The organism is Rhizobium sp. AP16 (assembly GCF_000281735.1).
GTDB lineage: Bacteria > Pseudomonadota > Alphaproteobacteria > Rhizobiales > Rhizobiaceae > Rhizobium > Rhizobium rhizogenes.
In genome coordinates this window covers 46080-72351 of the sequence record NZ_AJVM01000013.1, presented here as the reverse complement: position 1 = coordinate 72351, position 26272 = coordinate 46080, and the positions used below count along the sequence as shown (strand labels likewise).

The 26272-nt window shown below is 60.9% G+C and carries 30 protein-coding genes; 11 read left to right on the top strand and 19 right to left on the bottom strand.

Annotated features, from left to right (window positions below; translation table 11 throughout):
• The 7 genes from PMI03_RS08130 to pcaD all read right to left on the bottom strand — a co-directional run bounded on the left by PMI03_RS08130 (position 1) and on the right by pcaD (position 5939).
• Complete coding sequence (locus PMI03_RS08130; protein ID WP_007691834.1) at positions 1-864, bottom strand: branched-chain amino acid ABC transporter permease; 864 nt, start codon at positions 862-864, stop codon at positions 1-3.
• 112 nt (positions 865-976) lie between these two features.
• Positions 977-2149: an ABC transporter substrate-binding protein gene (locus PMI03_RS08125; RefSeq protein ID WP_007691832.1), complete on the bottom strand. Its 1173-nt coding sequence runs from the start codon at positions 2147-2149 to the stop codon at positions 977-979.
• Between the two features lie 151 nt (positions 2150-2300).
• Entirely contained in the window at positions 2301-3350 is a 1050-nt protein-coding gene (locus PMI03_RS08120) for a 3-carboxy-cis,cis-muconate cycloisomerase (protein WP_007691830.1), read from the bottom strand.
• A 3-nt stretch (positions 3351-3353) separates the two neighbouring features.
• Positions 3354-3965 (bottom strand): protocatechuate 3,4-dioxygenase subunit alpha, encoded by a 612-nt coding sequence (gene pcaG, locus PMI03_RS08115; protein ID WP_065706856.1) that lies wholly within the window; start codon positions 3963-3965, stop codon positions 3354-3356.
• A gap of 2 nt (positions 3966-3967) precedes the next feature.
• Positions 3968-4717 carry a protocatechuate 3,4-dioxygenase subunit beta gene (gene pcaH / locus PMI03_RS08110; protein WP_007691827.1) on the bottom strand — a complete coding sequence of 250 codons (750 nt, stop codon included), beginning with the start codon at positions 4715-4717 and terminating at the stop codon, positions 3968-3970.
• 12 nt (positions 4718-4729) lie between these two features.
• Positions 4730-5134 (bottom strand): 4-carboxymuconolactone decarboxylase, encoded by a 405-nt coding sequence (pcaC, locus tag PMI03_RS08105; RefSeq protein WP_007691826.1) that lies wholly within the window; start codon positions 5132-5134, stop codon positions 4730-4732.
• Positions 5127-5939, bottom strand: coding sequence for a 3-oxoadipate enol-lactonase (pcaD, locus tag PMI03_RS08100; RefSeq protein ID WP_007691823.1), 813 nt, complete (start codon positions 5937-5939; stop codon positions 5127-5129). The genes pcaC and pcaD overlap by 8 nt, the downstream gene beginning before the upstream one ends.
• A gap of 93 nt (positions 5940-6032) precedes the next feature.
• On the opposite strand from pcaD, the gene pcaQ reads away from it, so the two are divergent.
• Positions 6033-6959, top strand: coding sequence for a pca operon transcription factor PcaQ (pcaQ, locus tag PMI03_RS08095; RefSeq protein WP_007691821.1), 927 nt, complete (start codon positions 6033-6035; stop codon positions 6957-6959).
• A gap of 6 nt (positions 6960-6965) precedes the next feature.
• On the opposite strand, the gene pobA is transcribed toward pcaQ, so the two are convergent.
• Positions 6966-8138: a 4-hydroxybenzoate 3-monooxygenase gene (gene pobA / locus PMI03_RS08090; protein ID WP_007691819.1), complete on the bottom strand. Its 1173-nt coding sequence runs from the start codon at positions 8136-8138 to the stop codon at positions 6966-6968.
• A gap of 113 nt (positions 8139-8251) precedes the next feature.
• Here pobA and PMI03_RS08085 point away from each other — a divergent pair, with 113 nt between their 5' ends.
• Positions 8252-9139, top strand: coding sequence for a helix-turn-helix domain-containing protein (locus tag PMI03_RS08085; RefSeq protein ID WP_007691817.1), 888 nt, complete (start codon positions 8252-8254; stop codon positions 9137-9139).
• Positions 9140-9145: 6 nt separating this feature from the next.
• Here PMI03_RS08085 and PMI03_RS08080 read toward each other — a convergent pair whose 3' ends face one another.
• Entirely contained in the window at positions 9146-9901 is a 756-nt protein-coding gene (locus tag PMI03_RS08080; RefSeq protein ID WP_007691815.1) for an IclR family transcriptional regulator, read from the bottom strand.
• Positions 9902-10053: 152 nt separating this feature from the next.
• Between PMI03_RS08080 and PMI03_RS08075 the strand changes: the two genes are divergently transcribed.
• The 5 genes from PMI03_RS08075 (at position 10054) to ligD (ending at position 14579) form a co-directional block, all read left to right on the top strand.
• Positions 10054-10761: a 3-oxoacid CoA-transferase subunit A gene (locus PMI03_RS08075; RefSeq protein WP_007691809.1), complete on the top strand. Its 708-nt coding sequence runs from the start codon at positions 10054-10056 to the stop codon at positions 10759-10761.
• Complete coding sequence (locus PMI03_RS08070) at positions 10758-11447, top strand: CoA transferase subunit B (RefSeq protein WP_007691807.1); 690 nt, start codon at positions 10758-10760, stop codon at positions 11445-11447. The genes PMI03_RS08075 and PMI03_RS08070 overlap by 4 nt, the downstream gene beginning before the upstream one ends.
• Positions 11448-11457: 10 nt before the next feature.
• On the top strand, positions 11458-12663 hold the full coding sequence (gene pcaF, locus PMI03_RS08065; RefSeq protein ID WP_007691805.1) for a 3-oxoadipyl-CoA thiolase: 1206 nt from the start codon (positions 11458-11460) through the stop codon (positions 12661-12663).
• 153 nt (positions 12664-12816) lie between these two features.
• The gene (locus PMI03_RS08060; protein ID WP_007691803.1) at positions 12817-13611 is read left to right on the top strand and encodes an SDR family NAD(P)-dependent oxidoreductase; all 795 of its coding nucleotides are present in this window, start codon (positions 12817-12819) and stop codon (positions 13609-13611) included.
• A 74-nt stretch (positions 13612-13685) separates the two neighbouring features.
• The gene (ligD, locus tag PMI03_RS08055) at positions 13686-14579 is read left to right on the top strand and encodes a non-homologous end-joining DNA ligase (RefSeq protein WP_409033797.1); all 894 of its coding nucleotides are present in this window, start codon (positions 13686-13688) and stop codon (positions 14577-14579) included.
• Between the two features lie 6 nt (positions 14580-14585).
• On the opposite strand, the gene PMI03_RS08050 is transcribed toward ligD, so the two are convergent.
• From PMI03_RS08050 to PMI03_RS08035, 5 genes are all read right to left on the bottom strand, one after another.
• Positions 14586-15161: an isoprenylcysteine carboxylmethyltransferase family protein gene (locus PMI03_RS08050; protein ID WP_007691800.1), complete on the bottom strand. Its 576-nt coding sequence runs from the start codon at positions 15159-15161 to the stop codon at positions 14586-14588.
• Positions 15158-15895, bottom strand: coding sequence for a glutathione S-transferase (locus PMI03_RS08045; RefSeq protein WP_007691799.1), 738 nt, complete (start codon positions 15893-15895; stop codon positions 15158-15160). Before PMI03_RS08045 ends, PMI03_RS08050 begins: the two co-directional genes overlap by 4 nt.
• Positions 15896-16043: 148 nt before the next feature.
• Entirely contained in the window at positions 16044-16358 is a 315-nt protein-coding gene (locus PMI03_RS08040) for a hypothetical protein (RefSeq protein WP_007691797.1), read from the bottom strand.
• 60 nt (positions 16359-16418) lie between these two features.
• The gene (locus PMI03_RS31570; RefSeq protein ID WP_158008725.1) at positions 16419-16589 is read right to left on the bottom strand and encodes a hypothetical protein; all 171 of its coding nucleotides are present in this window, start codon (positions 16587-16589) and stop codon (positions 16419-16421) included.
• A gap of 265 nt (positions 16590-16854) precedes the next feature.
• Positions 16855-17151, bottom strand: coding sequence for a DUF2934 domain-containing protein (locus PMI03_RS08035; protein ID WP_007691795.1), 297 nt, complete (start codon positions 17149-17151; stop codon positions 16855-16857).
• 350 nt (positions 17152-17501) lie between these two features.
• On the opposite strand from PMI03_RS08035, the gene PMI03_RS08030 reads away from it, so the two are divergent.
• From PMI03_RS08030 to PMI03_RS08015, 4 genes are all read left to right on the top strand, one after another.
• Entirely contained in the window at positions 17502-18965 is a 1464-nt protein-coding gene (locus tag PMI03_RS08030; RefSeq protein WP_007691794.1) for a phosphatidylserine/phosphatidylglycerophosphate/cardiolipin synthase family protein, read from the top strand.
• A gap of 123 nt (positions 18966-19088) precedes the next feature.
• Positions 19089-19928, top strand: coding sequence for an endonuclease/exonuclease/phosphatase family protein (locus PMI03_RS08025; protein ID WP_039973695.1), 840 nt, complete (start codon positions 19089-19091; stop codon positions 19926-19928).
• A 110-nt stretch (positions 19929-20038) separates the two neighbouring features.
• On the top strand, positions 20039-20785 hold the full coding sequence (locus PMI03_RS08020; protein ID WP_007691792.1) for a histidine phosphatase family protein: 747 nt from the start codon (positions 20039-20041) through the stop codon (positions 20783-20785).
• 156 nt (positions 20786-20941) lie between these two features.
• Positions 20942-21739, top strand: a complete 798-nt coding sequence (locus tag PMI03_RS08015) for an NAD(P)-dependent oxidoreductase (protein ID WP_007691791.1) — start codon at positions 20942-20944, stop codon at positions 21737-21739.
• A gap of 14 nt (positions 21740-21753) precedes the next feature.
• Here the strand turns inward: PMI03_RS08015 and PMI03_RS08010 are convergent, their stop codons facing one another.
• From PMI03_RS08010 to PMI03_RS07990, 5 genes are all read right to left on the bottom strand, one after another.
• Positions 21754-22800: a sulfate/molybdate ABC transporter ATP-binding protein gene (locus tag PMI03_RS08010; protein WP_007691790.1), complete on the bottom strand. Its 1047-nt coding sequence runs from the start codon at positions 22798-22800 to the stop codon at positions 21754-21756.
• A gap of 11 nt (positions 22801-22811) precedes the next feature.
• On the bottom strand, positions 22812-23684 hold the full coding sequence (cysW, locus tag PMI03_RS08005) for a sulfate ABC transporter permease subunit CysW (protein WP_007691789.1): 873 nt from the start codon (positions 23682-23684) through the stop codon (positions 22812-22814).
• Entirely contained in the window at positions 23674-24531 is an 858-nt protein-coding gene (gene cysT, locus PMI03_RS08000) for a sulfate ABC transporter permease subunit CysT (RefSeq protein ID WP_007691788.1), read from the bottom strand. The genes cysW and cysT overlap by 11 nt, the downstream gene beginning before the upstream one ends.
• Before the next feature lie 6 nt (positions 24532-24537).
• A complete protein-coding gene (locus PMI03_RS07995) occupies positions 24538-25569 on the bottom strand; it encodes a sulfate ABC transporter substrate-binding protein (RefSeq protein WP_007691787.1) in 1032 nt (343 codons plus the stop codon).
• A gap of 162 nt (positions 25570-25731) precedes the next feature.
• Positions 25732-26184: a PTS sugar transporter subunit IIA gene (locus tag PMI03_RS07990; protein ID WP_007691786.1), complete on the bottom strand. Its 453-nt coding sequence runs from the start codon at positions 26182-26184 to the stop codon at positions 25732-25734.
• Positions 26185-26272 lie beyond the last annotated feature (88 nt).

Below are 26272 nucleotides of genomic sequence, written 5' to 3'. Positions count from 1 at the left end.
TCACTTCGCCCTTCCGGCTAGACCGCGTGGGAAGACGCAGACAATGGCGATGACGGCGAGATAGAAGAAGAACTCGCCATATTCCGGCATCAGATAGCGGCCGGTGGTATCGATGCCGCCAAGGATGAGGCAGGCAAGCAGCGCACCCCCGATCGAACCGGCGCCGCCGACCGAGACGACGACAAGGAAGGTCACCATATAGCGCAGGGCATAATAGGGCTCGACCGGCAGCAGTTCGGCGCCGACGACGCCACCGAAGGCGGCAAGCCCGACGGCGACGGCGAAGCTGACGGCATAAACGATCTCGGTACGCACGCCGAGGGCCGCCGCCATCGAGGCATTGTCGACTGAAGCGCGAAGCTTCACGCCGAACGAGGTCTTCTCGATGGTGAACCATAGCGCCAGCGCGACGACGAGCCCGCAGACGATCGCGAAGATGCGATGCGTGCCAATCGTGCGGAAGCCGAGATCGACGGAGCCTTGCAGCTCGCTTGGCAAGGGGATGGTCTTCAGCGTCGGGCCGAAGACATAGTTGGCGATGCCGATGATGCAGAAGGTAATGCCAATCGTCATCAGTACCTGCGTCAGCTCCGGCGCGCCATAGATACGGCGATAGAGCAGCCGCTCGATCGGGATGGATATGATCACCGTGCCGACGACGGCCAGCAGAACCGCGGCGGCATAACCCAGGCCGAGATCCCGCGCCGCATAGGAGGCAATATAGCCGCCGATCATGGCAAAGGCGCCATGCGCCAGATTGACGACGCGCATCAGCCCCATGGTGACGGAGAGGCCAATGGAAATCACGAACAGCACCATGCCGTAGGCGAGGGCATCGACTGCAATGCTGAACACGGTTTGCATGGGTCGGGCTGGTCCGTTTGCTTTCTTCTGCTCTTCCCTTAATCCTCTGCCGCGGGAACGGGCGCAAGCCGCCCGTTCCCTGGCCATGTCGAAGGACGCAGGAAGAGCGGCTCTATTTCACCGCCGCCAAACCGGGGTCGCCCTGCTTTTCGAAGGTCTGGATTTCCTTGTTGTAATAGGTGCCGTCGGCGGCCTTGGCGACTTCGCGCAGATAGATGTTCTGGGTAATGTGCCGGCTTTCCGGATCGATGGTCACCGGGCCGCGCGGGCTGACCCAGGAGAGACCCTTCACCGCGTCGACGGCTTTCTGGGCGTCCTGCTTGCCGCCGGTCGCCTCGATCATCTTGTAGATGACATGCATGCCGTCGAAAGCGCCGACCGCCGGGAAGGTGAGTTCGGCCGGATTGCCGATCGCCTTGTCGGCAGCAGCGACGAAGGCCTTGTTTTCCGGGGAGTCATGCGAGATCGCGTAATGGAAGGTCGTCTGCATGCCGAGCGCCGCATCACCAAGCGCCGGCAGGTCGGATTCCTGCGTCAGGTCGCCGGGCGAAAACAGCTTGATGCCGGCGCCCTTCAGGCCATTCTCGTTATAGGCCTTCACGAAACCGAGTGTGGTCGGGCCGGAGGGCAGGAAGGCGAAGACGCCTTGCGCACCGGAATCCTTGATGCGCTGCATGATCGGGCTGAAATCGTTGGTCGACAACGGCATGCGTACCGTCTCGACGACCTGGCCGCCGACCTTCTCGAAACCGGCTTTGAAGGCGTTTTCAGCATCGACGCCGGGACCGTAGTCGCTGACGACGGAGATGACCTTGTTGACGCCGCCGTCATGCGCGACCTTGGCGATCGGTGTCGATGTCTGCCAGGTGGTGAAGGAGGTTCGCACCACCAGCGGGCTCTTCGTCACGATCGCTGATGTCGCGGCGTTGAAGATCACCATCGGCACATTGGCCTGCTTGAGGATCGGCGTCACCGCCATGGCATCCGGGGTGAAGTAGAAGCCGGCCAGATACTGCACATGCTCCTTGACCACCAGTTCCTGCGCCGATGACTTCGATTGGGCCGGATCGGCCTGCGGCACGTCGCGGTAGATCACCTCGACCTCGTTGTCGCCAATCTTGCCGCCATGCATGGCCATATAGGCATCGATGCCGGCCTTGAAATTCTTGCCCTGCAGGGCGAATGGCCCCGAAAACGGCCCGATGACGCCGATCTTGATCGTGTCGGCATAGGCGGCACTGCTGATGGCGATAGCCGCGATTGCGGCCAGAATAACCCGTTTCATAGTTTCTCCTCCCCTACTGGCCTGCTCCCCGGGCCAGCCTGCTTTTACGCAGATCTGCTACGGTCAATCTGGCATACGAAATAGTGATGTAAAATGAAATAAACGCTTGCATCGATAATGCCAGGGTTATGTTTATTTCTTGAATTTCAGCTTAAGAATTTATGCCCAGCCGCTTCACGTTCCCGATCAATTCCCGCGCCGATCGCAGCGAGGCAGCGGTGGCCATCACCATCGGTGGCAGCAGCAGCCATTCGAACGTCCAGGCGGCGCCCGAGCGTTCCTGTTCGTGCACCAGCGATTGATGGATGCCGGAGAGCTGGACGGCGTTGAAGCGGGCAAGCGCGACCAGCGTCTCTGCGGCGACCGGGTTCTGCTTATGCGGCATCGCCGAGGAGCCGCCGCCGCCGGCAAGCTCGATTTCCTCGCCGGTCTGCGCCAGAAGGGCGATGTCCTGGCCGATCTTGCCGAGACTGCCAGACATCAACGAGAGCAGGCCGGCGAACTCGGCGATGCCTCCCCGTTGGCTTTGCCATTGTGGCGCGTCGGTGAGGTCGAGCTCCTGCGCCAGCGATGCGCGGACAGCGGCGCCGTTCGATCCCAATTTTTCCAGCGTACCGACCGCGCCGCCGAACTGAAGCGGAAAGCTCTCCTGGGTCAGGCGGTCGCGATATTTGTCGAGCGGGGTGCGCCAGGCGCGCAACCGGTCGGAGACCGTCATCGGGATGGCGGCCTGCATGCGGGTGCGGCCCATAAGTTGGTTCTTGCCGAACTGCTTGTCGAGTTTTTCGAGCCCAGACGTGACCGCGAAAAGGCGGCCAGTGAACAGGAAGGAGACCGCCTTCAGGCGGATCATCAGACTGGTGTCTATGACATCCTGGCTGGTGGCGCCGAAATGCACATGCTGCGCGGCCTCTCCGCCAACGGCCTTGCGCAATTGCTTGACGAGATCGGGAATGACGACGCCGTCCGTGGCCGTCGCCGATTTCAGACTGGCAATGTCGGGCTGGAATGTGCCGCAGACTGCCGCGATCCGCTCAGCCGCCTCTTGCGGAATGACGCCATGCCGCGCCTCGGCTTTGGCGAGTGCGGCCTCGAAAGCGAGCATGGCGCGGATATCGGCTTCCGCTGAAAAATAAGCGGAAATCTCCTCGTCGCCGAGGAGGCCGGAGAGAAACGGGTGGTCGAAGGCGGAAATGCTCATGGTCTATATATCGAGGAAAACCGTTTCCTTGTCGCCCTGCAAATGCACGTCGAGCGTATAGACCGACCCTTCCTGGCTGGCGATCAGGGTGGCGACACGCTGGCGATGCTCGATGCGGGCAAGCAAAGGATCCTCGGCGTTAGCCTTGGCTTCATCTGGAAAGTATAGGCGCGTATGCAGGCCGATATTGATGCCACGCGCCACGATCCAGAGCGTGATATGCGGGGCCATCTTGCGCCCGTCCTTATAGGGAGCGCGGCCCGGCTTGATCGTCTCAAACGAGAAGACGCCGTCTTCGGCGCTTGTCGGGCAGCGGCCCCAGCCGGTGAAGTTCGGATCGGCCGTCCCGCGCATCTCCGAAGGGCTGTTGTAGAGCCCGGCGCTGTCGGCCTGCCAAATCTCGACGACGGCATCCTTCACCAGCGTATCGGCACCGTCGAAAATACGACCCTTGACTGTAATGCGTTGTCCCAGCGTCTTGTCGTTGACCATGGACACGCCGAGATCGGTGTCATACACGCCGCCGATATCGCAGAAATTCGGCGTCAGGCCGATATGGACATAGGGGCCAGCCGTCTGCGACGGCGTTTCCTTGAGGTAGCCGAGTTCCTGCACCATCAGTTGCCCTCCAGCCGGTTTTCGAACAGCGTCGAGCGGCGTCCGCGCAATACGATGTCAAATTTATAGGCGCGCGCATCCATCGGGATCGTGTTGCCCCAGTCGAGCGGCGCGATCAGCTGCTCGATCGCCTTTCTGTCGGGGATCGTGCCGACGATCGGACATTTCCAGATCATCGGATCGCCCTCGAAATACATCTGCGTGATCAGCCGTTGCGCGAAGCCATGGCCGAAGATGGAGAAGTGGATATGCGCCGGCCGCCAGTCGTTGACGCCATTCGGCCAAGGATAGGCGCCTGGCCGCACCGTGCGGAAGGCATAGTGGCCGTCCTCGTCGGTGATGGCGCGGCCGCAACCGCCGAAATTCGGATCGAGGGCGGCGAGGTAGGTTTCTTTCTTGTGGCGATACCGCCCGCCGGCATTGGCCTGCCAGAATTCGAGCAGTGCGCCCGGAACCGGCCGATTGCGCTCGTCGAGCACGCGGCCATGCACGATGATGCGCTCGCCGATCGCACTTTCGCCGGGCTTGGCGAAGTTGTGGATCAGGTCGTTGTCGTGCTCGCTGAGAATGGAATGCCCGAAGACCGGGCCGGTAATTTCGGAGATCGTGCCGTCCAGCGACAGGAGCGCGCGCTGTGGAGACCGCAGCACCGAGGTCTTGTAGCCCGGCGTAAAGGCCGGCGCGTGCCAGGCGCGATCACGCCCGAAAAAGGCACCCGTTTCGGGCCTGCTATTGCTTTTGTCAGACATTGTTGCCTCGCTTCAGGCCGCCTTCTCGGCGTCCATCTGTTCGAAAACCTGCTTGGCGATCTTGATCGCGTGATTGGCGGCCGGCACGCCGGCGTAGATTGCTACATGCAACAGCGCCTCGCGGACATCGTCGCGTGTCGCGCCGGTATTAATCGTCGCGCGGACATGCATCGCCACTTCGTCATCCTGGCCGAGTGCCGCCAGAAGCGCGATCGTGACAATCGAGCGCTCGCGCTTGCTGAGCGTCGGACGCGACCAGACATGACCCCACGCCGCTTCGGTGATCAACTCCTGGAAAGGCTGGTCGAACTCCGTCGATGCTAACTGGGTGCGGTCGACATGGCTGTCGCCGAGAACGGCGCGTCGCGTCGCCATGCCCTGGCAATAGCGCTCGGACGGAGCGTTGGGTTCATTCATGGGCCTTTTCTCCATGCAGAGCGAAATCGATGAAAGCGCGAATGACGGCGGTCAGTGCCTCGGGTTGTTCGACGCAGGGGATATGGCCTGCATCCTTGATCACTTCATAACGTGCGTTCGGAATGAGCTTGGCGGTCGACAGCACCAGTTCCGGCGGTGTCGAACCGTCCTGATCGCCGACGATGCAGATGGTCGGCACCGCGATCTTCTTCGCTGCCTCGGTAAAATCGGCGTCGCGCAGCGCGGCGCAAGTCGCTGCATAGCCCGCCGCCGGCTGACGGGTCAGCATGTTGGAGTAGCCGGCGAAGGCCGTGTTTTCCGGGCGGCGGAAAGCCGGCGTGAACCAGCGCTCCATCACCGCGTCGACGATCGATTCAATGCCGTGAGTTTCTACCTGTGCGATGCGGCTATTCCAGTTATCGGCAGTGCCGATCTTGTGGGCTGTGTCGCAAAGGATGAGCGCGCGTACCAGATCCGGCCGTCTCCGGTAGAGCGACTGCGCGATCAGCCCGCCGACCGAGAGGCCGCAAATGATGGCGTTCTTGACGTTGAGTAGATCAAGCAGCCCGGCGAGATCGGTGGCGTGATCCTCGATCGCGTAAGGCACTTGGCCGATATCGGAGAGGCCATGGCCACGCTTGTCGTAGAGCACGATGGCGAAATCGCCGGCGAGCCTGACGATCACGTCGCGCCAGATGCGGAAATCCGTGCCAAGCGAATTGGCAAAGACAAGCACCGGCTTGTCACCGGCAGCACCGATGATCTGATAATGGATCGTGACGTCGTTGATACGGGCGAACTGCACTGGAAATCTCCTCGACAGCGAGATTGTAGGTTTAATCTGGTTAAGTAAAATGATATTTTATGGATTTCCAATAACCAAAAGGTTATTAAAGTCATGATCGACACGCGCGTCAAATTCCGCCATCTCCAGACTTTTGTCGAGGTCGCGCGGCAGAAAAGCGTGGTCAAGGCGGCTGGCCTCCTGCATGTCAGCCAGCCGGCGGTGACCAAGACCATCCGCGAATTGGAGGAGGCGCTGGGCGTCGCGGTGTTCGAGCGCGACGGGCGCGGGATCAAGATCACCCGCTACGGCGAAGTCTTCCTGCGCCATGCGGGCGCTGCGCTGACAGCGCTGAGGCAAGGCCTCGATTCGGTTTCGCAGGAACGATCCGGCGAGGCGCCGCCGATCCGGATCGGCGCGCTTCCGACCGTCTCGACGCGGATCATGCCGCGGGCGATGGAACTGTTCCTGAAGGAAGAAACCTGGAGCCGCATTAAGATCGTCACCGGTGAGAATGCAGTGCTTCTGGAGCAGCTCCGCGTCGGCGATCTCGATCTCGTCGTCGGACGCCTGAGCAGCCCAGACAAGATGGCGGGTTTTTCCTTCGAGCATCTTTACTCCGAACAGGTCGTCTTTGCTGTGCGGACAGGGCATCCGCTGCTGAAGGCCAGGCAATCGCTGTTTTCCAATCTCGGCAAATACACGATCCTGATGCCCCCTCGCGGTTCAATCATCCGCCCCTTCGTCGAGAGCTTTCTCATCTCCAACGGCGTCGCCAGCCTGCCGAACCAGATCGAGACGGTATCGGATTCCTTCGGTCGCGCCTTCGTGCGCTCCAGCGATGCCGTCTGGATCATTTCGACTGGCGTCGTCGCCGGCGATGTCGAGGATGGTCTGCTCAGCCTGCTGCCGATCGACACCAGCGAGACGAGGGGGCCGGTTGGGCTCACCATGCGTACCGACGCCATTCCCAGCATGCCGCTGTCGATCTTGATGCAAACGATCCGCGAGGCGGCCGACGAAGTGGCGAAGAAGCCTTAGGTTGATTCAGAACGGAAGACCGACATAATTTTCGGCAAGAGCTGTCGAGGCGGCGCACGAATGGGTCAGATAATCGAGCTCCGCCTCCTGGATCTTCTGATCGAAATCACCGGTGTCGGGGAAGCGATGCATCATGGTCGTCATCCACCAGGAAAAGCGCACCGCCTTCCAGACGCGGGCAAGTGCATGGGCGGAATAGGCGTCTAGGCCGTCGTTGGAGCGATCATGATAATGCTCAATCAAGCCCGAGAAGAGATAATGGACGTCGCTCGCCGCAAGGTTCAGGCCCTTGGCGCCCGTGGGCGGCACGATATGGGCGGCATCGCCGACAAGGAATAGGCGGCCGAAGCGCATCGGTTCGGCGACGAAGGAGCGCAGCGGCGCGATCGATTTCTCGAACGAGGGTGCGGTGATCAGGGCCTCGGCATGGTGACCCGGCAGGCGGCGGCGCAGCTCGTCCCAGAAGCGGTCGTCGCTCCAGTTCTCTATCTTCTCCTCCAGCGGGCACTGGATGTAATAACGGCTGCGCGTCATCGACCGCATCGAACAGAGCGCAAAGCCGCGCGGATGGTTGGCATAGATCAATTCATGATTGACGGGCGGGGCGTCGGCAAGCAGGCCGAGCCAGCCGAAGGGATAGACCTTCTCGAAGCAGCGGATCGCCTTTTCCGGAACCGATTTCCGGCTGACGCCATGAAAGCCGTCGCAGCCGGCGATGAAGTCGCAATCGATACGGTGTGCGACGCCATCTTTTTCGTAGGTGAGATAGGGTGCGGCGCCGTCGAATTCATGCGGGCAAACATTGGCGGCGTCGTAGATCGTCAGGCCACCGCTTTGCTCGCGACGCGCCATCAGATCACGGGTCAGCTCTGTCTGGCCATAGATCATCACGCACTTACCGCCGGTCAGGCCGTGAAGATCGATGCGGTGATCGCGGCCGTCGAAAGCCAGCGAAAAGCCGTCATGCGGCAGGCCTTCAGCGTGCAGGCGCGTTGCGGACTGTGCCTTGTCCATCAGCCAGACCGTGCCTTCCTCCAGCACGCCGGCGCGCACTCGGCCGAGGATATAGTCCTTGCCGACGCGATCGAGAATGACGTTATCGATGCCGGCTTCGGTCAGCAATTGGCCGAGCAAGAGGCCGGAAGGGCCTGAGCCGATAATGGCAACCTGAGTACGCATGGTCTCCTCCCGCGCTTCGTCTTTTGTCGAATTCTGCGCGGCGGAGAGGGCGGTAACAATGGACATTTCACCCGAGAAATTGCACAAATTGAACATGGCGGAGGGAGAGGGCCATGTCGAGGCCTGTGCCAACCTATGAGCTCTATGGTGAAAATACCGGCCGGAAGCCTGATTTCTGGCTGCATTGCGAAACCATACCCTCGCGTAGCAGCCTGCATCATTGGGAAATCCGGCCGCACCGCCACGAGAGTTTCTTTCAGATCTTGTACATAGACGCCGGCTCGGGTGATGCGGTCTTCGACGGCGAAAGCCATGCGATCATGCCGCCCGCCGTCATCACCGTGCCACCACGCCTCAATCACGGCTTCCGCTTTTCCCGAGATATAGACGGCTTTGTCATCACCGTGCTGATCTCGCACCTCAAAACCTCGCCCGGCGACCGCAGCCGGCTCGGCGAATGGCTGGCCAAGCCGCACCTGACACGGCTCGACGTTGAGAACGAGGACGCGGCCTACGTTGCCGGAACGTTGAGACGGTTAGGTGGCGAATTCGCCAACCGGCGTGGTGGCCGCAACGATCTGCTCGAAGCCTATCTGACATCGGCGCTGCTCCTGACCGCCCGCCTTTCGCAGCAGGAGGGAGAAGGGCGGGGTGCGTCCGACGAGAGCGAGCGGCGGATGGAAGTATTATACGGTCTGATCCAGCGGTATTTCCGCTCCCATAAGCCAGCGGCTTTTTACGCTGAAGCCCTCGGCATCTCGCCGACCCATTTGAACCGCATCGTGCGCGGAAAGACAGGTCAAGCCATCCACGAATTGATCGCCCGCAAACTGATCGACGAAGCCAAGCGCGAACTGGTCTTTACCTTCGGTTCGGTGCAGGAAATCGGCTATCGCCTGGGTTTTGCCGATCCCGCCTATTTCTCACGTTTCTTCCTGAAGCAGACCGGAGAGACGCCGCGCGCCTGGCGCATTGCCGAGCGGGAAAGGCTTGGGGTGTAGGGCTTCTCAGCGCAGAACCAATCGCAACGCCTTTTGCGTCTCCCGCAATAGCGGCAGAAACCGCTCGGCCATTTCGGCGGCGACGACATAGGCGGCTGGGGCGCCGATGTTGATGGCTGCTACCGTCTGGCCGCGATCGTTCTCCACCGGGACGGCGATGGAGCAGAGTCCGATTTCCAGTTCCTGGTCGATGACGGCGTAACCCTCAGTCCGCACGCGGCGAAACTCGGCTATCAGCTCCTCCGGGTCCGTCTTTGTATTCGGCGTATTTGCCTTGAGGTCCGTCCGGGCCAGAACGGCGCGCGCCTCGCTCTCCGGCACGGCGGCGAGCAGCACGCGGCCCATGGAGGCGCAGAAGGCGGGCAGGCGGCTGCCGGGGGTGAGGTTGATCGACATCACCCGACGCTGCGCGGCGCGGGCGATATAGACGACCTCGGTACCATCAAGCACCGAGGCCGAGGCATTGTGGCCGGCCTGTTCTGCAAGTTGATCGAGATAGGGCTGGATGATCGTCGGCAGCGGCGTGGCGGCGAGATAGGCATGGCCGAGCCGCAGGATCTTCGGCGTCAGCGTGAAGAATTTGCCGTCATAGTCGGCATAGCCGAGCTCCGCCAGCGTCAGCAACGAGCGGCGCACCGTGGCGCGGTCGAGGCCGGTCAGCTTCGACGCCTCGGCGATCGTCAGGCGCTGCTGGGTCTCGCCGAAAGCCTCGATCACCTTCAGGCCCCTGGCAAAGCCGCTGACAAAGTCGGTTTCCCGCATGATGCTCTCCAAATTTGCCTTCAACTTGTGCGATATATGAACAAAAATCAAATAACGCACAAATTAATTGCCGTCCAGCCTGCGCTGATCTATTTCGAAGGGAGAGGACGGGCCGTCTTTATCCGCCCGCAATGGCAAACGGGAGTTTCCGCATGGACAAGACAATTGCGAGCACGGCAGCCGCCGTCGCGGATATCGGCGATGGCGCGACCATCATGATCGGCGGCTTCGGTGGTTCCGGCGCGCCGATCGAACTCATTCATGCGCTGATCGACAAAGGCCCGAAGAACCTGACCGTTATCAACAACAATGCCGGCAACGGGCGCATCGGCATCGCGGCGATGATCGATGCGGGCATGGTCCGCAAGATGATCTGCTCTTTCCCACGTTCGTCCGATCCACGCGCCTTCACGGACCGCTATCTGGCGGGCGAAATCGAGCTGGAACTGGTGCCCCAGGGGACTCTGGCCGAGCGCATCCGCGCCGGCGGCGCCGGAATCCCGGCCTTTTACACGCCGACCGCCTATGGCACCGAGCTCGCAAACGGCAAGGTCATAGCCGAATTCGACGGCCGCAACTATGTTCAGGAGCGTTGGCTCAAGGCCGATTTTGCCATCGTCAAAGCCCAGGTCGGCGATGTGCATGGCAACCTCATCTACAACAAGGCCGGCCGCAATTTTAATCCGCTGATGTGCATGGCCGCAGCCAGGACGATCGCGCAGGTCTCGAAAATTGTCGCCCTCGGCGAGCTCGATCCCGAGCACATCGTCACCCCAGGCATCTTCGTCAACGGCGTCGTGGAAGTCGCCGATCCACAACAGGAAGAAAGTCTCATTCGGGCCGGAGTGGTATACGCATGACCATCGACACACGCGACGACATCAAGCTCTCCAACGCCCAGATCGCCTGGCGCGCGGCTCAAGATATTCAGGACGGCGCCTATGTGAATCTCGGCATCGGCTTCCCGGAAATGGTCGCCCGCTACCAGCCCCCCGGACGCCAGGCAATCTTTCACACGGAAAACGGCATCCTCGATTTCGGTGAGCCGCCAGCAGAGGGTGAGGAAGATTGGGATCTGATCAACGCCGGCAAGAAAGCCGTCACGCTGAAGCCCGGTGCTGCCTTCTTCCACCACGCCGATAGCTTTGCCATGGTGCGTGGTGGCCATCTGGATGTGGCGATCCTCGGTGCCTATCAGGTGGCGCAGAACGGTGACCTTGCCAACTGGCGCGTCGGCTCCAAGGGCGTGCCTGCCGTTGGCGGGGCGATGGACCTGGTGCATGGCGCCAAACAGGTTTTCGTCATCACCGAACATGTGACCAAGGATGGCAAGCCGAAACTGGTTGACGCCTGCACTTTCCCGCTGACCGGCGTCGGCTGCATCACCCGCGTCTATACGAGCCATGCCGTCATCGATATCGCCAATGGACGTTTCGTCGTGCGTGAGAAGCTGGCAGCCATGACCATGGACGAGCTGCAGGCGATGACCGGCGCACCGCTCCATACGAATGGTTCCGTCGCCGACCTCGTCGTGCCGGCGCTCTAAGGAAAAGACCATGACCGAAGCCTTTATCTGCGACTATATCCGCACCCCCATTGGCCGTTTTGGCGGCTCGCTCTCCTCCGTGCGCGCCGACGATCTCGGTGCAGTGCCCTTGAAGGCACTCATCGAGCGCAACGGTTCAGTCGATTGGGAAGCCGTCGATGACGTGATCTATGGCTGCGCCAACCAGGCGGGCGAGGACAATAGAAACGTCGCGCGCATGTCGGCGCTGCTCGCCGGCTTGCCCGTCTCGGTTTCGGGTACGACGATCAACCGCCTCTGCGGCTCGGGTATGGACGCCGTCGTTGCTGCCGCGCGAGCCATTCGCGCGGGCGAAGCCGAACTGATGATCGCCGGTGGCGTCGAGAGCATGTCGCGGGCGCCCTTCGTCATCCCCAAGGCGGACAGCGCCTTTTCGCGCAACGCCGAGATCTACGACACCACTATCGGCTGGCGCTTCATTAATCCGCTGATGAAAAAGCAATATGGCGTCGATTCCATGCCGGAAACCGGCGAGAATGTTGCTGAGGACTATAAGGTCAGCCGCGAAGACCAGGACGCCTTTGCCGTCCACTCTCAGGCCAAGGCGGCCGCCGCACAGGAAAACGGCCGTCTCGCCAAGGAGATCACCCCGGTCACCATTCCTCAGCGCAAAGGCGATGCCATCGTCGTCGGCAAGGACGAGCATCCGCGCGCCACGACGATCGAGACTTTGGCCAAGCTCGGTACGCCGTTCAAGAAGGAAGGCGGCACGGTCACCGCCGGCAATGCTTCCGGCGTCAACGACGGCGCTGCGGCGCTGATCATTGCTTCGGAAGCGGCAGTGAAGAAATATGGCCTGACGCCGATTGCCCGCATCCTCGGCGGCGCTGCCGCCGGCGTGCCGCCGCGCGTCATGGGCATCGGCCCAGTTCCGGCGTCGCGCAAGCTGATGGCACGGCTTGGCATGCGCCAGGAACAGTTCGACGTCATCGAACTAAACGAGGCCTTCGCCTCGCAGGGCCTTGCCGTTCTGCGTGAACTCGGCATTGCCGGCGACGATGCCCGCGTCAACCGCAACGGCGGGGCCATCGCGCTCGGCCATCCGCTCGGCATGTCAGGCGCCCGTATCACCGGCACGGCAGCGCTGGAATTGAAGCAAATCGGTGGGCGCTACTCGCTGTCGACCATGTGCATCGGTGTCGGCCAGGGTATCGCCATTGCACTCGAGCGGGTCTGATCCCCTCACGATGAATTGACGGCAGGCCGCGCGGAATGTTCCGGGCGGCCCGCTTTTGTTTGTCTCTCGCGCATTGCCGCGCCGCGCTTCCGCCTGATATTACAGTCGCGATTTCATCGTATGATTTGTTGTCGACTTTCAGGAGGAGCCGTCATGACAGAACTCGCGCAATCCCTCGCATCCATTCGTATTCCCGACCTCGCGGGCAAGCGGGTGCTGATCACCGGCGCCTCGACCGGCATCGGCGCGGCCCTTGCCCGCGCTTTTGCGCAGCAGGGCATGAAGGTCGGCATCCACTTCAATGCCAGTCGCGAGCCGGCCGAAAAGCTCGCCGCAGAGATCACCGCCGCTGGCGGGAAGGTGCATCTGGTCCAGGGTGACGTTTCGCAGGACGGCGAGACCGAGCGCGTGGTCAACGAAACGGCAGAAGCTTTCGGTGGTCTCGACGGTCTGATCAACAATGCCGGCGGCATGCTTGGCCGTGTCCCAACCTCCGAGATGACCGATGCACATTATGAGCGCGTGATGAATCTCAACGCCCGCTCGGTGCTCGCCGCGACCCGGGCCGCGCACCCGCACTTGAAGAAGCAGGGCGGCTTTATCATCAACACCACCTCGATCGCCGCCCGCAATGGCGGCGGCAACGGTGCGATCCTCTACGCCGCCTCCAAGGGCTTCGTCTCGACCATCACCCATGGCCATGCCAAGGAATTCGTCGGTGACAAGATCCGCGTCAATGCCGTGGCGCCGGGCGTTATCGCGACGCCGTTCCACGAGCGCTATACCAATGACGAGCAGATGGAATTGCAGCGCAAGACCATTCCCATGGGCTTTGTCGGCACCTCGGAAGATTGCGTCGGCGCCTACCTTTTCCTCGCCTCGCCAACCCTTTCCGGCTACATCACTGGCCAGGTCATCGAGGTGAATGGTGGCCAACTGATGCCGTGAGGTGCAGCCGGCAATCGACTTCTTGCACCGGGCAATGGTAATCTATGCCCGGTGCAGCACCGATGATGGAGCGTATGCGGATGGCAAAGACGCCCACACAGGACCTTGCGAAGACCTCCGTGCAGCTGACGCATCCGGAGCGGATATATTGGCCGGATGACGGCGTCAGCAAACAGGATCTTGTCGACTACTACGCGCTTGCCTGGCCGCGCATGGCACCCTTCGTCGTTGATCGGCCGCTGGCGCTGCTGCGCTGTCCCGACGGCATAAAAGGCCCTCGTTTTTTCCAGAAGCATGCCTGGAAAGGTATCAATCCGCATATCGAGGAAATTGCTGATCCCGAGGACAAGGACGGCGAGAAATTGCTGAGGATCCGAGATTTTGACGGACTTGCCGCGCTCGTCCAATCCGCCGCGCTGGAAATCCACCCCTGGGGCACGACGACGGCTCATTGGGAAAAGCCCGATATGATCATCATGGACCTCGACCCCGGCGATGATGTCGCCTGGAGCGCGGTTATCGCCGGTGCGCAGGACATAAAGGCGCGGTTTGCGGAGATGGGGCTTGCCTCCTTCGTCAAGACGTCGGGCGGCAAGGGATTGCATGTGGTCGCTCCGCTCAAGCCCAAGGCGACGTGGCCTACTGTCAAGGCCGCAGCTGAAGCGATCGCCCATGGTATGAGCGCCGACAGCCCGGAAGAATATCTTTCGGTTGCCGCGAAAGCGAAACGGGCCGGCCACATCTTCATCGACTACCTGCGCAACGGTCGCGGCAATACCGCTGTCGCGCCCTATTCGGCCCGCGCGAGGTCGGGGGCAGCAGTTTCGATGCCGCTTGCCTGGGAAGAATTGACCGGGAAGATCGGCCCGGCTTCCTTCACCGTCAAGAATGCAGCCTCGCGGCTGAACGATCGCTTCGCCGATCCATGGGCCGATTTTTTCGAAGCCGCGAAGCCTCTGAACGGCTAGCCTCTATTACACGAACGGCACGAGCGCCGGCGTCGTGGCCTTGTAGTCCACATAGGCCTGACCGAATGTCTCGCTCATCCAGCGTTCCTCGATGCTGACGCGGCGCAGGACGGCGTAGAGCATGAAGGCGATCGCCAGCAAGGCGGCGACATCGCCACGCGCGAGCGCCGAACCGATGATGGCGAGCAGCAGGCCGGAATAGATGGGATGACGGACGATGGCATAAGGGCCGGTGCGGATCAGCGCATGATCCTCCTTGACGGTGATCACGCCGCTCCAGTTGCGGCCGATGTGATAGCGCGCCCAGACGGCAAAGCTTAGGCCGACGGCCATTAGCACCGCGCCAATGCCATAATAGATCAGATTCTGCGGAACGATCTGGAACGAGAGTGGGCCAAGCCGGGCTGGGGGCACCAGCAGCAGAAGGCCGCATATCCAGATCGGGGCGGTGTTAGAAAACCGCGACAGTGGATCCTCGCTCCGCGTCGTCTTCTTGACGCTGAACGCTGCGGCAGCCCAGATCAATCCCCAGATGCTCCAGCAGGCCGGAAAGAAGAGTGCGAGTAACCGTGCTTCGCTCATGCCGCGCTCCTGTCCAGCTCGGGATAATGCCGGAAGATATCATCTTCGTTGAAGGGAATGCGGCGCTCGGATGCGAGGTAGCGAGCAATGTTCGGTCGTTTTGCAACGGTCTCGCGCAAAGCAGCCAGATGCGGATACTCGTCGCTCAGATGCGCTGTTGCGCGTGGGAAGGCATAGCGCAGCCCTTCGAACACCTGGAACAATGATAGATCGACATAGGTGAGACGGTTGCCGAATATGTGTATTGGCCCCTTCGGATTTTGCTCCAAGACGCGCTCGAAATAGCCGAGGAATTTCGGCATGCGATTGTCGAGAAACTCGGCGGCGCGGGCCTTGGCTTCCTCCTTTTGCTCCTCATAATATTTCGAGGTGGCGATCGGGTGGTGGGTGTCGTGCACCTCGGCGACGAGATCGGTGATCGTCAATTGCAGGCCGTTGACCACATGGCGATGGCCTTGATCCTCCGGCGCAAGGCCGAGTTTGGGACCCAGATACATCAGGATATTGGCGACATGCGAGATGACGAGATCGCCATCCTTCAGAAAGGGTGGGGCGAGCGGAATATGCGCTTTCAACTTGCTCTCCATCACGGCAAACATCGCACGCATGCCCTGGCCCTCGCTTGCCGGACCACGGCTGACGTCGATGTAATCGGCGCCAGCCTCCTCGAGCGCCAGACGCACGAATTCGCCACGGCCCTGAATGCCATCCCAGTAGTAGAGCTCATAAGCCATTCGAAGTTCCTCCCGTCTCTAGTACCGCCTGCTGTTCCCGCACAATCGTCATGGAAGCTTAGCATCGGCGTGGCGGAACGGAAGGGGCTGGACCTGCGACCATTTCTTCTCGGATCGGGCCGTATGGCTCCTTTCCGCAAATGCCGGGCTAATGATGTGCCTGTTGCTCATTGCGCTTGCGGGTAGCGGCCGCTTTCTTCGCGGAAGCCGAACGTTCAGCTGCGGAGCGGCTCGCGGAGGCTTTTCCGCCGATCCGACCACCTTTCTCGGACGATGCATGGTTTTCAGGACGGCCCCGGCCGGAGCCGGATTTCTTACCGCCGCCGCTTTCCTTGTTGACGGTCGCCCAAGCGCGGCGTTCGGCCTCATCCTCGGAAACGCCGCGGCTTTCGTAGCTTTCCTCGATGTGCTCGGCCTTGCGCTTCTGCTTGTCGGTGTAAGCGGATTTATCTCCTCTTGGCATGGTCTTTCTCCTCTTTGCTGATAAGGAGACCAACCCGTCGCCATGGAAAAAGTTCCGATCTTAGTGGGATGCAGATGATTGCTTCGGCACATCCGGAAGCGGCCGGCGATTGGCTACACGTCTTTCCTTGCCCGATGCGGGGAACATGATACCGACGGACCGGTCGATGATGATGATCACCACAAGTGCGGCCAGAAGATAGAGGGTTGCGAGAACGAGAAGAGATGTCATGGCGTCACATCGGCTCGGCCATGACATGGCAAGCCGCCGCGACAACAGTCGGAACAGCGATGTCCCATGTCATTCACACACCTATCGTTCATGGCGAAGCTCCCTCTTCACCTGATAGCATCGATATGTGACACCTGTTTGTGCCCAGTGGGCAATCGGCGGAAATTGCTGCGAATTTCGATGGTTGGGAGCGTCAAGCAAACGGCCCGGTGCTTGATGCCGGGCCGCTCATTTCATTGATTGATCATCAACAGCAAAACGCGCTTCAAACCTTCGCTTCAACGACTTTTTTCGATACCCGTTTCGGCGCAGCCTTGGCGTCGACGTCGCTGGTCGCTGCTGCCACGGTAGCCTTCACCTTAGGCGTTGCCTTGGGCTTGACGTCGATCTTCGCCTTGGGCTTGGCGGTGCTCTTCTTGTCCTTGCCGGTGCTTTTCTCAAGAGCGATGCGCTCCTGGCTTGCCTGCTCCCAGTGAACCGCATCGCGGCCGGAAGGGTAACCCTCGGCTTCCCATATGGCGTAGGCACGTTTCTCGATCCATTCATCCCGCGATTCCAACATTGCCGATCTCCGTTCGCATCATTGAACATTGGTTGATGAAAAATACCCGTTCTTGAAACGCGGGCTTGCATGCCTCCCCCGAGCACCCGAAACGCTGGCTCCGACAAGCCATGGAGAAATTCCTCGAGTCTCGACTCCCTAACCACGGCGGGCGCTTCGCACGAGAAAAACGACATACCGTATGCACGGTAGCGAAGCGGCCGAACAATCAATATGACGACAGCGCGACCATCGTTCAATTAAAAATATCTAATGCAAAACCTATCCACATCCCCACTGCCGCCGGTCGTGCGGCATAGATGGGGCGTACGGCTGATTGCAGCTTTCGTGCGCAAAGTTATACTCCGCGCATGTTCGATTTGCTGATCGCCCATTGGGGCCAATTCCTTGCCGTCCTGTCCATCGCCATGGGGACGGTGGCCGCCATCCATGCGGCGATGACGAAGGAGGATGTTCGCGCCGCGATTGGCTGGGTCGGCGTCATCATCCTGTCGCCCATCGTCGGGGCAGTGGTCTATGCCGTCGCCGGCATCAACCGCATTCGCCGGGCTTCGCTGAGCTCGCAGCGCAGTGTTCTCTTCCAGAAGGATGCGGCGGGCGAGCTCGCCAGTTTCGACGCGCAGGGCGACATCGTGCGCCGGACCTTTGGCGAGCGTTTTGGATCGATGAAGACGCTTGGTGACCGCGTGTCGCGCTATCCGATGAGCACCGGCAACACCATCGAGATGCTGGAAAGCGGCGATGCCGCCTACGCCGCGATGAAGGCCGCCATCGACGGTGCCGAACGCAGCATCCTGTTGGAGACCTATATCTTCGACCGTGATCCGATCGGCCTGCGCATCGCCGACGCTCTGATTGCAGCCGTCAAGCGCGGTGTCAGTGCGCGCGTACTGATTGACGCCGTCGGTGCCCGCTATTCGGTGCCGAGCATCATGGGCTATCTCAGCAAAGGCGGCGTTGAGGTCTATGTCTTCAACGGCAATGTCATCATCGGCCTGCGACTGCCCTATGCCAACCTGCGCACCCACCGCAAGATCCTGGTCGTCGACGGCCGCATCGCGCTGACCGGCGGCATGAATATCCGCCAGGGTTTTACCCGGGAATTTGCCGCCGATCATTACGCCCATGACACACATTTCTGCATCACCGGCCCGGCCGTGGCCGACCTTTTCAACACCGCGGCCGAAGACTGGCGCTTTGTGACCGGCGAAGTATTGAGCGGCGATCACTGGCGGATTGCGACGCCCGCGAACGAGCCAGGCGCGCCGGTCTTCATGCGCGTCATCGTCTCCGGACCTGACCGAAGCCTTGAGACCAACCACAAGATGCTCATCGGCGCTCTGTCGATCGCCCGCACCTCCATCCGTATCATGTCGCCCTATTTCCTGCCGGACCGCGAGCTGATCAGCGCCCTGGTGACGGCGGCAAGGCGTGGCGTCGAGGTGGATATCGTCGTGCCGGCCGCCAATAATCTTGTGCTGGTCGATCGCGCCATGACGGCGCAGTTCGACCAGATGCTGAAGGACTATTGCCGCATCTGGCGCGCTAGAGGCGCCTTCGACCATTCGAAGCTGATGGCAATCGATGGCACCTGGGCCTATGTCGGCTCCTCCAACCTGGACCCGCGCTCCCTGCGGCTGAACTTCGAGGTCGATCTGGAAGTGATTGACCACGGCTTTGCCCGCGCGATCGAAGCCCGCATCGGCACCGTCCTTGAAACGGCAAAACCGGTCGATCTCGCCAAGCTTCGGGCACGCCCTATCATCGTTCGGCTGATCGAAAAGGTCCTCTGGCTCGGTTCGCCCTATCTCTGACGAAAATGACGTAGCTGTGTTTGCGGCTACAAGCCTTTTCACATGACAAGCCCGGCAATCGGTTCATATACTCACGAAGACGTGGTGTGGGGGATTTTGAGAACGGAAACGGCCAGCGGACAGATGCGAAAAAACAACGAAAATCTTCGGACAAGCATCTTCGAGTCCCTAAAGAACCGAAAGAAGTCGCGGGCAAAGCAGGCTGACGACCGGACGCGTCCGGAAGGCACGTTGATCGCTTCCTACAATGTCCACAAATGTGTCGGTGCCGACCGTCGCTTCGATCCGGAGCGGATCAGCCGGGTCATCCATGAAATCGACGCCGATGTCATCGGCCTGCAGGAGGCCGACACCCGCTTCGGCGAGCGCACGGGCCTGCTCGATCTGCGCCGGCTGGAGCGCGAGACCGGGCTTATTCCCGTGCCGGTGGCGGGCGCCAGCAAGGCGCATGGCTGGCATGGCAATGTGGTGCTGTTCAAGCAGGGCACGGTGCGCGACGTGCATCAGATCAGCCTGCCGGGGCTCGAGCCGCGCGGTGCGCTGCTTGCCGAAATCGAACTGGCGCGCGGCGGGGTGCTCAGGATCATCGCCGCCCATCTCGGGCTGCTGCTTCGATCCCGCGCTCAGCAGGCGCGCCTGATCGTCGAGTTGATGAGCCGGGATAACGACACGCCGACCATCCTGCTCGGCGATCTCAACGAATGGCGGCTCGGCGACCGCTCGTCGCTCAACACCTTCCAGGCTGCCTTCGGTCCGCTGCCGCCAGCAGTTCCGAGTTTTCCCTCCACGCTGCCGTTGTTGGCACTCGACCGCATCATGGCCAACCGAAGCGGGCTGATCTCGACCGTCGAGGTGCATGATTCACCCTTGGCGCGTGTCGCCTCGGACCACCTGCCGATCAAGGCTGTGGTCAGCCTTGAGACGCTGAGGGCCGAAACAGAGGCGCGCGCCGCAACGGCCTGAAATGCGAAGGCTCACGAAATCATCTGGACGCAGGCGGGCTAACCCGTTGCACGCAATGCACTTCCCATCCATGATGGCCTCGAATCCTCATCCGACATTGCGGACTGCTGATGCGTATTTTTCTCGTTCGACACGGCGAATCCCTTGGCAACATCAGCGACCAGGCCTACCGGCAGTTCGGTGATCACAATGTTCCGTTGACGCAGTGGGGCTATCGGCAGGCGCTGGAGGCAGGGCGGGTGATCGCGTCCTACCTCGAGGGACTGCCGGTTACTGAGTTGCGGAAGCAGAGCATCTGGCACTCGCCCTATCTCAGGACGCGACAGAGCAAGGATGCCCTGCTGGAAGCCTTGCCGGACGCATTGGTCGAGGATATCCGCGAGGATTACCTGTTGCGGGAACAGGATTTCGGTCTCTTTACTGAGATCTACGATCATGCCGAACAGAAACGGAAGTTTCCCGAGGAGTTCGAAAAATGGGCGAGACTGCGCAATAATAGCGGGAAGTTCTACGCGCGGCCGCCGGACGGCGAGAGCCGGGCCGATGTGGCGCAGCGGGTCCGTCTGTTCCTTCAGACCGTCATGCACGACGCGAAGAACGGCAGGGACAATGTCATTATCGTCGGTCATGGCGTTACCAACAGGGCGTTCGAAATGAATTTCCTGCACCATTCCGTCGACTGGTTCGAACGCTCGGACAATCCCGGAAATGCCGATGTCACCTTGATCGAGGGAAACCTCAAGGACGGCTATACGTCAATCCTGCTCCATAAGGCGGTTGATCGGATCGCGGGGCAGAGGGAGCTGCGCGAAGCCTATGGGTCTGAGCTGACAGTGGCGCCGACGGCTGGGCAATAGACCTATCCGCCTCAATCTTTCAGTCGGTATTGCTCGAGCGCCTCGCGGCATCCCGCATCCCCAGATTTTCAGGCGCGGACGATACGGATAGTTGATGACGGACGAAAGCCCATCTTATAGGTTCCGCTTCGACGAGACCCATAAGGGAGGAAACCCATGCTGAAGACCCTGTTGATGACCGGAGCCGCTGGTGGCGTCGGTCAGGCGCTGAGACCGCTTCTTTCAGAGATCGCCGAAAACGTCGTGCTCTCCGACATTGTCGCGGTGGACGACCTGCGCCCGAACGAGCGCTTCGTTGGCTGCGATCTTGCCGACCGCAGCGGCGTCGATGCGCTGGTCCAGGGTGTCGACGGCATCATTCACCTCGGCGGTGTTTCCACCGAGAAAGCCTTCGATCTGATCCTGCAGGGCAATATCATCGGGCTCTACAATCTCTACGAGGCGGCCCGCCAAGCCGGCATGCCGCGTATCATCTTTGCCAGCTCCAACCATGCGATCGGCTACTACCGCCGCGACGAGCGCATCGACAGCACCGTGCCGACGCGCCCGGATTCGCTCTACGGCGTCTCGAAAGTCTATGGCGAAGCGGTGGCGAGCCTCTATTTCGATAAATTCGGACAGGAGACGCTATCGGTGCGGATCGGCTCGTGCTTTCCCGAGCCGCGCAATCCGCGCATGCTCGCGACATGGTTCAGCGTTCGCGATTTTCTGTCGCTCTGCGGCCGCGCCTTTGAGACATCCCGCCTCGGGCACACGATCGTCTATGGCGCCTCCAACAATGACGAGCAATGGTGGGACAACCGCAACGCCGCATTCCTCGGCTGGAAGCCGCAGGACAGCGCGGCGGCCTGGCGCGAGCAGATATTGGCAAACACCGCTCCTGAAGACCCGACCGATCCGGCCGTCATCTATCAGGGCGGCGGCTTTGCGGCAGCGGGGCATCCGGAGGATTGAGGGGCTAGAAAACCTCAATCAACGTTGCGGAACAATTTCCAGCGCGTCGGCTTGAAGGCGATGCGGTTGCGGTCAAGCGCGTCGGCCTTGTCCGGCGACAGCTCGATTTCGATGGTTTCGTGCTGCGCGCCGATGTTCATTTCGATATGGCGGGTGCCGGCAACGCGGCGGCTGGAGGTCAGCAGACCGGCGATACAGCCGCCGTCGCCCTCATGCAGCTCGATATCGTGCGGGCGGAAATAGAGATAGGCCTCGCCATCGGGCTCGTGCGGGGTGCTCAAGCCCAGCGGACGCTCCTCGAACCAGATCTCACCATTGGTGACGCGCACCTTCACACGGTTGGACTGGCCGATGAAGCCGTAGACGAAGGGCGAATTGGGCGTGTCATAGATCTCGTCCGGCGTGCCCACCTGCTCGATCGCGCCCTTGTTGAGCACGACGACGCGGTCGGCCAGTTCCAGCGCCTCTTCCTGATCGTGGGTCACGAAAACAGTGGTGTGCCCGGTCCGGTCGTGGATCTCGCGCAGCCATTTGCGCAGATCCTTGCGCACCTGCGCGTCGAGTGCGCCGAAAGGCTCGTCGAGAAGCAGCACGTTCGGTTCGACCGCCATGGCGCGGGCAAGCGCGACGCGCTGCCGCTGGCCGCCGGACAATTGCGCCGGATAGCGCTTCTCGAGGCCGTTGAGCTGCACCAGTTCCAGCAGCTCGACGGCGCGGCGATGGATTTCGGCGCGAGGAGGACGGCGCGATGCCGAACGGACCTTCAGACCGAAGCCGATATTGTCCAGCACCGTCATATGGCGGAACAGCGCATAGTGCTGAAACACGAAGCCGATATTGCGCTGCTGCACCGTCTTCCTCGATGCGTCTTCCTCGCCGAAGAAGATCTGGCCCTCGGTCGGCGATTCCAATCCGGCAATCAGACGCAAAAGCGTCGTCTTGCCCGAGCCGGAAGGGCCGAGCAGCGCGATCAGTTCACTAGAGCGGATATCCAGCGAGACATCATGCAGCGCCGGAAAGCGGCCGAATTCCTTGCGGAGGTTTTGAACGCGAACTTCCATTAACAATTCCCTCAGTGACGCCGGCTGCCTGCGATCTCATCGCTATAGCGCAATTCCAGCAGCGTCTTCAGTATAAGTGTGACAAGGGCGAGCAGGGCGAGAAGCGTGGCTACCGCGAAGGCCCCCGAGAAATTATATTCGTTATAGAGAATTTCGACCTGCAGCGGCATGGTGTTGGTTTCGCCGCGGATATGGCCGGAAACGACCGACACGGCGCCGAACTCACCCATGGCACGGGCATTACAGAGCAATACGCCGTAAAGCAGACCCCATTTGATGTTGGGCAGCGTCACATGCCAGAAGGTCTGCCAGCCATTGGCGCCGAGCGACAGGGCCGCTTCTTCGTCCGCATTTCCCTGTTCCTGCATCAGCGGGATCAATTCACGGGCAACGAAGGGGAAGGTGACGAACATCGTCGCCAGCACCAGACCGGGAACCGCAAACAGGATCTGGATGCCATGGCTCTGGAGCCAGGGGCCGAGCGTGCTGTTCGAGCTGAACAGCAGCACGAAGACCAGGCCCGAGATAACCGGCGACACGGAGAACGGCAGATCGATCAGCGTCGTCAGGAACGCCTTGCCCTTGAATTCGAACTTGGCGATCGCCCAGGCGGCGGCGACACCGCAGACCAGATTGAGCGGCACGCTGATGCCGGCGACGATCAAGGACAGCCGGATAGCGGCGAAGGTCTCTTCGTCCACCAGGGAGCTGAAGAATTGTTCGACCCCCTTGCGGAAGGCCTCGACGAAGACGGCGGCGAGCGGCATCAGCACCATCAGCGTCAGGAAGGCAAGCGTGATAGCAACGAAAATCCAGCGCGCGAACCGGCTCTCGGTGATGACCGAATGAACCGCGTCGGCAGAGGAGGGGGCGTCATGCGCCATAGCCGTATCTCCTTCTGCTCCAGGATTGAATGAGATTGATGATCAGCAACATGATGAAGGAAATGATCAGCATCATCGTCGCGATCGCTGTGGCCGCAGCGTAATTATACTCCTCGAGCTTGATGACGATGAGCAATGGTGCGATTTCCGAGACATAGGGTCTGTTGCCGGCGATGAAGATCACTGAGCCGTATTCGCCGGCCGCACGCGCAAAAGCGAGCGCAAAGCCGGTGAGGGCGGCCGGCGCGAGGCCCGGCAGCAGGACGCGGGTGATCGTCTGGAAGCGGCTGGCGCCGAGCGTTGCCGCGGCCTCTTCGACTTCGCGGTCGATCTCCTCCATAACCGGCTGCGCCGTCCGCACCACGAAGGGCAGGCCGACGAAGATCAGTGCGATGACGATGCCGATGGGTGTGAAGGCGATCTTGATGCCGAGTGGTGCCAAGAACTGCCCGATCCAGCCGTTCGGCGCATAAAGCGTCGTCAGCGCGATACCGGCAACGGCGGTCGGCAGCGCGAAGGGCAGGTCGACCATGGCGTCGATGATGCGCTTGCCGGGAAAGCGGTAGCGCACCAGGACCCATGCCATGATCAGCCCAAAGACGGCATTGACGATCGCCGCGATGAAGGCGCCGCCAAAGCTCATGCGCAAGGCATTGAGAGTGCGCTGATCAAGTGCAATGGCCCAGAATTGGGACCAGCCGAGAGAACTGCTCTTCCACAGCAATCCCGAGAGCGGGATGAGAACGATCAGGATGAGCCAAGTCAAGGTAACGCCGAGCGCCAATCCGAATCCCGGAATGACACTCGGCTGCCGAAACCGCCACCGTTTGCGGGTTATTGCATGCATTCAGAATTATTGTCCCGGCTTGTAAATCTGGTCGAAGACACCGCCATCGGCGAAGAACTTCGGCTGAGCTTGAGACCATCCACCAAAATCGTCAATGGTTGCAAGCTTCAAAGCGGGGAACCGTGCAATATCCTTGGGATCGGCTGCTTCCGGCTTGATCGGCCGGTAGTAATGCTTGGCCGCGATCTTCTGGCCCTCGTCGGAATAGAGGTAGTTGAGGTAAGCCTCGGCTTCCTTGCGGGTGCCCTTGGTATCGACATTGCCGTCAACGACGGCGACCGGCGGATCGGCACGGATCGAAACGGTGGGCGTCACGATCTCGAATTTATCGGGGCCGAGTTCTTCGAGCGACAGATAGGCCTCGTTTTCCCAGGCAAGCAGAACGTCGCCGAGGCCGCGCTGGACGAAGGTCGTGGTCGCGCCACGGGCACCGGTATCAAGCACCGGCACATGCTTCAGAAGCTGGGCGACATAGTCCTGCGCCTTGGCGTCATCGCCACCATTGGCCTGCTTGGCCCAGGCCCAGGCTGCCAGGATGTTCCAGCGGGCGCCGCCGGAGGTCTTCGGGTTCGGCGTGATGACTTCGACGCCGTCCTTGACTAGGTCAGACCAATCCTTGATGCCCTTCGGATTGCCCTTGCGCACCAGGAATACGATCGTCGACGTGTAGGGAACGCTGTTGTTCGGGAACTTGGTCTTCCAGTCGGCCGGGATCTTTTTCGTGGCCTTGGCGATGGCGTCGATGTCGCCCTCGAGCGCCAGCGTTACGACATCGGCATCAAGGCCGTCGATGACCGAGCGAGCCTGCGCGCCCGAGCCGCCATGCGACGCCTTGATATTGATGGTTTCACCCGTATCTTTCTTCCACTTGGCGGCGAAGGCTGCGTTGAAGTCCTTGTACAGTTCGCGCGTCGGATCGTACGAAACATTGAGAAGCGTCTTGTCCGCGGCCCATGTCGGCGCTACGGCGCCAGCCAGCGAGAAACTGCCAATGAGAACTGCGGTGGCGAGAAGCCGGGAAAGCTTTATCGTCTGCATGGGTGACCTCCTTCGTTGTTACTTAAACCCTATCAACTTGGTCGTATAAAGTAACGAAGATTGTTCCCGCTTAGCGCGCATACATAGAACGGAATCCCATATAATCAAGGAATGTGAAATCACATTCCTGCGCTTTGACTGCGGCTGACAGCTAGCAAGCTATCAAATCGAGTCAGGCATGAAAACCGAGTAGAGTTCGTCAGCGGTTTTTGCCTGTCGCATGGCCGGCAGCACACCTTCCGCTCTGAGCCGCCTGGCGATGGCAGCGAGCACGTTCAGATACTCGCTGCGGCCGTTTTCGCCAAAGAGCAGCACGAAGGCCAGATCCGTCGGCACATCATCGATCGCCTGGAAGTCGACCGGTTGACCGAAACGAACCATCAATCCGCGCGGGCGCGTCATTCCGGCAATCGCCGCATGCGGAACGGCGATGCCGTTGCCGATCCCGGTCGTTCCCAGATTTTCTCGTCCCTCCAATGCCTGCAGGACCGCGCCTTCGTCCAGGCCGAGGCAACGGGCCGCCTTCGACGACAGAAGCTGCAGCGCCCGCCATTTTGTCGGCGCGGAAAGACCGACAAAAACATGTTCGGGCAGGATGATGGTGGAAAGGTCCATGGTCACTCTCGGGCTCGGACATCGATAATTCGAACATGACTTGGCCTCGTCGGTCTCTACGACGAGGCGCTGCCTGGTGCGCAGCCAC